At 62.9% G+C, this 442-nt stretch carries 1 protein-coding gene; it reads right to left on the bottom strand.

Annotated features, from left to right (window positions below; genetic code table 11):
* Positions 1-122: 122 nt before the first annotated feature.
* The coding region (locus NE591_RS12430; RefSeq protein ID WP_256156768.1) for a penicillin-binding transpeptidase domain-containing protein at positions 123-442 on the bottom strand (320 nt) is incomplete at its 5' end.

The following is a 442-nucleotide window of genomic DNA, read 5'->3' as shown; positions in this document are numbered from 1 at the left end:
CGGCCGCCAAAGACCTTGCCCGTCATTGTTCCCTGTCCGGTCACCTTGATACTCCTTAAAGTTCCATGTACGAGTGTGTTTGCGGTTTAAGTATGCGAACTCTGGTGAGTCTTGCCATTGTACTACAGCGCCCCCGTCACTTCGAGAGCCGTTTCCAGAACGTCGTGGGCGGCACTGGCGCCAGCCCCCGATTCGCCCTTCTCGATGACGACGGCCACCACGACCTTGGGGTCGGCAGCGGGGGCTATTCCCACGAACCAGCTGTCGTCGCTGCCATCGCCGCGCTCGTGGGTGCCGGTCTTGCCGGCCACGGCCACGTCGTCCAGTGCCGCCTTGCCGCCGGTGCCTTCGGTGATGACGCCCTTCATGATGTCGATCTCAGCGGCGGCGGTGTCGGCGTCCATGGCCTGCTTCAGCTTCTCGCCCATTCCCGTGAAGCTGA

Origin of the sequence: Adlercreutzia sp. DFI.6.23 (assembly GCF_024462535.1) — a bacterium.
In the GTDB taxonomy this organism is placed as follows: domain Bacteria; phylum Actinomycetota; class Coriobacteriia; order Coriobacteriales; family Eggerthellaceae; genus Adlercreutzia; species Adlercreutzia rubneri.
This window is presented reverse-complemented; position numbering and strand designations above follow the sequence as displayed.